Below are 3,860 nucleotides of genomic sequence, written 5' to 3' on the forward strand. Positions count from 1 at the left end.
GACGTGTCCGGGTGCGGCGGGTGACGGCGTCCGCGATGATCAGCAGGCCCGGGATCGCGCCGAGGAGCCAGATCGTCGTGAGTGGCCAGTGGATCATTGCGCCGACCAGGCCGCGTACCCGCGGGAGGTCGCCGACCGTGTAGGACGCGTCGGCGTCCGGTGTCTGGCAGCTCAGTGGGTAGGTGCCCGGTGCGTCGACCTCGAACGAGGCGATCCATGTGTAGGAGGCGTAGTCGCCGCCGTAGTCCCCGGGTGGGATCGTGAGGCGCTTCGCCTGGGCGTTGCCTACACGGCAGTCCGGGTTCGACGGTGCGAAGCCGATCGCGTAGATCGCGTATTCGCCCGCCGACGGCAACGTCAGCACGCCCTCGTCCGGGGTGATCGGCCCGACCCCGCCGTAGGTCGCGCCCAGGTCCGGCCCGGCCGTGCTGCCTTCGGCGCCCAGTCGCACCGTGGTGTGCAAGAAGAGACCGCCCAGCAAGGCGACCAGCGCGCCGACGGCATAGCCGCGGTGGCCCGCCAGCGCGTTCCGGCGCGGCCGGCGTGATCCGAGCAGGTAGCCGAGCGCGCCGCCGCCGCCCGCCAGGACGGCGCCGCTGAGCACGACCCGCGCCCAGTCGGCCGAGCCGGTCAGCGGGATGACCCACCGGAATACCGCGAGGGAACCGCCGAGGAAGACCATCGCGACCAGGGTGGCGACGGCCCCGGCGGCTAGGAGGCCGCCGCGGCGGGCGTGCCACCGCCACTTCGCCGCCGCCGTCGCCGCGAGCAGCGGGGCCGCGCCAGCAGCCCACCACAGCGCGGTCGAGACCGGCTGGTCCTCCTCCCAGCGGTGGGTCCAGTCGAAGAACAGCAGCGGGAGCGTCACCGTGGCGAAGCACCACGCCGCGAGTGCGGCCGGGCCGGGCAGCGCCCGCGGAAACTCCATCAGCCCATGGTCCGCCATGCGTCGAGGGCCTCCGTCAACCACGGCGTCAGGATCGGGAGGACCGTCTCGCTGCGCATCGCGGTCATGTGGTCCAGGTCTGGGATGACCACGACCGTCCAGCCCGCGGCCTCGAGCTCCGCGCGGTGCCGCGCCAGGGGCTCACCGATCGCGACATGGGCGTCCTTCCACTTCGGACCGTAGGTGATGTTGTCCTCGGCGCCGGCGAAGGCCAGGCGCGGGACCGTCACGCGGGGCAGGGCGGCGCGCTCGTCGAAGTCGCGCAGTGACTCGTACAGCGTCGCGTACTGCCGCGTCTGGTCCGGGCCGCTCGTTACCTCCGCGGAGTCCCAGTCGCCGGGTTCCGCCGGGGCGAAGACCTTGCCCTCGTTGGCCACCGCCATCTCGTGGGCACTGCGGGTGACCGAGAGCATCGCGTCGTACGGGCCGCCGAGCGGTGGATAGCCGCCCATCACGAGGGCCGTGAGTCGGTCGGTGCGCAAGGCGAGTTGGAGGCCGGCGAGCGCCAGCCACGAGTAGCCGTAGTAGGCGAACCGGTCCACGCCCGCCGCGTCGGCGATCGCCAGCAGGTCCGCCGCGACCGCGTCCGGGGTCAGGGTCGTCGGCTTCGGATGGTCGACCAGGTGCCCCTCGTAGTCGGCGGTCACCACCCGGAAGCCCGCGTCGGTGAGCCCGGTGACGAGGTTGTGGCCGAGCGCCGGGTCGGCACCCCAGGCCCGCATCTGCTCGGCGGCCTCGCCCTCGATCGGCGTCGTGCTGACCGGCAGCAGGACGGCGGGGCCGTCACCGCGGACCGCGACGTCGATCTTCGTGTCATCGTGCATGCGTGCCGTCGTCATGGAAACACTATACAGTGTAAGGACTATGATGGACGACATCGACGCGCACGTTCGTCGGCTCTGGCGGCACCGCGGCGCCACGCTGCCCACCCCGCGCCGCGGTCCGGCTCAGCAGCTGGACCTCGACGAGATCCTCGGGATCGGCATCGCCCTGGCCGACGCCGACGGCCTGCCCGCGGTCTCCACCCGCGCGATCGCGGCGCGACTGGGCAGCACCGCGATGGCCCTCTACCCGTACGTGGGCACGAAGGAGAACCTCCTCGCCCTGATGCAGGACCAGGCGAGCGCGATGCCGGCGTGGGACGACCCGCGAGACTCGCTCGCAGCCGCGCTGGACGCCTGGTCGACAGCGCTGTTCGAGGTGTACGTGGCGCATCCCTGGCTCACCGAGCGCCCGTGGTCGGAGGCGAGCCAGGGCCCCAACGAACAGGACTGGCTGGAGCGCCTGGCCGCGATCCTGGCGGCGTGGCAGGTCCCCGACGCCCGTCGTTCAACGGCGGTCACGATGTTGTACGCGACGGTCCGCGCCACCGCGGCGACCACCGCGGCCTACCAACGGATGTCCCAGCGCGGCGCCGACGAATGGCTGGCCCGCGCCACGTCGATCCGGGCCCACATCCCGGACTTCGGCGACCGCTACCCGAGGTCGACGGCCCTCACCCCACCGACCCCGGACTGGCGCGAGAACCCCCGAGCGGCCCTCACCGAGGCGGTGCGCCTCCTCGCCACGGCACTAGGCTCCGCCGCATGACCGACGTAGCGCCGTTGCTGGCCCTGGCCGCCGCCTTCGTCGCGGTCCTGGCCAGCCTGGCGTGGCTAGGCATCCGCGTCCGCCGGCGCGGCATCGGCGGTGGGCTGATGGGGCCGGTCGACGAGCTCTACCACCCGGGCGCCCACCGCTCACGCCTCGAGATACAGGTCCACGAACAACGAACAACCCCGCCACGCGACGACCCCGCACTGCGGTAGACACCGCCCCTGCGGCGCGGACAGCCGAGCCCCCGGCGTCTGGTGTGTGGGTCGAGCGCGCAGCCGGAGGCCGCGCGAAGACCACCCCGCTCGGCCTACCGGAACCGGTTGGGCAGCCCTCGACCACCGCGGCCCTGGCACACGGCTGCGTCCGAGCCGGCTCGAGGTCGGCGAGCGACCGGCCCCGACGTTCGGCCCTGACGTTCTGGGGCACGGGTCGCGTGGGGGCGCACTGCCGGGCGTGAACGATGGCCTAGTCTTCGCCGAGCACCAGCAGGGTCTCCGGGCGGACGCCGTCGTGCTTCATGGCCGCTGCCGCCGCATCGGAGCGCATGAACTCCTGGAAGGCGGCAAGGTCCGGGATCTCAGCGACCAGCCCGACGCGATTCGACCCCTTCGGGTCCACGAACGTCCGGATCGTGATGCCCATAGGCCCGAATACCTCTTCCCGCTTACGCGAAGCCTTCCATGCCTCGACATCGTCGACCTCGTGCGTAATCAGGTAAGTGGCCATTGTGAACTCCTCATGAGATCGGCTGGATCAGCCTATCGCCGCGGAGCTCACCGATTCGCCGGCGATCCCGGCGGACTGGCCGGCGGGCCGCCTGACGGGTGCGGTCGCGCGCCCCGGCATCGTCGTCGACGTCGAGTGGGATGCGGGCCACGCGCTCGTCGCGGCCCGGTTGTCCGCCGACCGACCCACGACCATCGCGGTGCGCTGGGGCACGGCGTCCGTCTACATCGAACTCGCCGGCGACCCGGTGTGGGTGTCCGCCGACGGCGACGGGCGGCTCGTGGTGTTGCCCGGGTCGGCCATTCTGGAGTGATGTCGGACAACACCCCGATCAAATCCCCGTGGCTCCCGCCCCGCTGGGTCATCCGCACCGCCTGGGCCGTCCACCGCGGCATCTACCGCTTCAGCGGCGGCCGACTCGGCCTGTCCCGGCCGCGCGGAGACAGGTACGGCACGCTGCGCCTGACGACCATCGGCCGCCGCACCGGCCAGGAGCGCGGCGTGATGGTCGGCTACTTCGAGGACGGGCCCAACTACGTCACCCTCGCGATGAACGGCTGGGGCTCCCCCGAACCCGCCTGGTGGCTCAACC

Annotated in this window: 7 protein-coding genes; 4 read left to right on the forward strand and 3 right to left on the reverse strand. The window is 72.3% G+C overall.

Features of this window, described 5'->3' with window-relative positions; genetic code table 11:
- Positions 1-928: hypothetical protein (locus AB0H87_RS39135; protein ID WP_360158028.1), on the reverse strand; the 928-nt coding region annotated here is incomplete at its 3' end.
- Complete coding sequence (locus tag AB0H87_RS39140; RefSeq protein ID WP_360158031.1) at positions 928-1,785, reverse strand: alpha/beta hydrolase; 858 nt, start codon at positions 1,783-1,785, stop codon at positions 928-930. The genes AB0H87_RS39140 and AB0H87_RS39135, both read right to left, overlap by 1 nt.
- A gap of 25 nt (positions 1,786-1,810) precedes the next feature.
- On the opposite strand from AB0H87_RS39140, the gene AB0H87_RS39145 reads away from it, so the two are divergent.
- Positions 1,811-2,536 (forward strand): hypothetical protein, encoded by a 726-nt coding sequence (locus tag AB0H87_RS39145; protein ID WP_360158034.1) that lies wholly within the window; start codon positions 1,811-1,813, stop codon positions 2,534-2,536.
- Positions 2,533-2,754 (forward strand): hypothetical protein, encoded by a 222-nt coding sequence (locus AB0H87_RS39150; protein WP_360158037.1) that lies wholly within the window; start codon positions 2,533-2,535, stop codon positions 2,752-2,754. The genes AB0H87_RS39145 and AB0H87_RS39150 overlap by 4 nt, the downstream gene beginning before the upstream one ends.
- A 253-nt stretch (positions 2,755-3,007) precedes the next feature.
- Here AB0H87_RS39150 and AB0H87_RS39155 read toward each other — a convergent pair whose 3' ends face one another.
- The gene (locus AB0H87_RS39155; RefSeq protein WP_360158040.1) at positions 3,008-3,268 is read right to left on the reverse strand and encodes a hypothetical protein; all 261 of its coding nucleotides are present in this window, start codon (positions 3,266-3,268) and stop codon (positions 3,008-3,010) included.
- Between the two features lie 64 nt (positions 3,269-3,332).
- On the opposite strand from AB0H87_RS39155, the gene AB0H87_RS39160 reads away from it, so the two are divergent.
- Both AB0H87_RS39160 and AB0H87_RS39165 read left to right on the forward strand, forming a co-directional pair.
- Positions 3,333-3,581, forward strand: a complete 249-nt coding sequence (locus tag AB0H87_RS39160) for a glycoside hydrolase family 95-like protein (RefSeq protein ID WP_360158046.1) — start codon at positions 3,333-3,335, stop codon at positions 3,579-3,581.
- A partial coding sequence (locus AB0H87_RS39165) for a nitroreductase/quinone reductase family protein (RefSeq protein ID WP_360158043.1) occupies positions 3,581-3,860 on the forward strand: 280 nt, incomplete at its 3' end. The genes AB0H87_RS39160 and AB0H87_RS39165, both read left to right, overlap by 1 nt.

The sequence above is a fragment of the Asanoa sp. NPDC050611 genome (assembly GCF_040654855.1).
Classification (GTDB): Bacteria; Actinomycetota; Actinomycetes; order Mycobacteriales; family Micromonosporaceae; genus Asanoa.

Excerpts from the sequence above, each read along its gene's own strand:
- AB0H87_RS39155 (WP_360158040.1), bottom strand. The coding sequence starts at position 3,268 with ATGGCCACTTACCTGATTACGCACGAGGTCGACGATGTCGAGGCATGG.
- AB0H87_RS39150 (WP_360158037.1), top strand. The coding sequence starts at position 2,533 with ATGACCGACGTAGCGCCGTTGCTGGCCCTGGCCGCCGCCTTCGTCGCG.
- AB0H87_RS39145 (WP_360158034.1), top strand. The coding sequence starts at position 1,811 with ATGATGGACGACATCGACGCGCACGTTCGTCGGCTCTGGCGGCACCGC.
- AB0H87_RS39140 (WP_360158031.1), bottom strand. The coding sequence starts at position 1,785 with ATGACGACGGCACGCATGCACGATGACACGAAGATCGACGTCGCGGTC.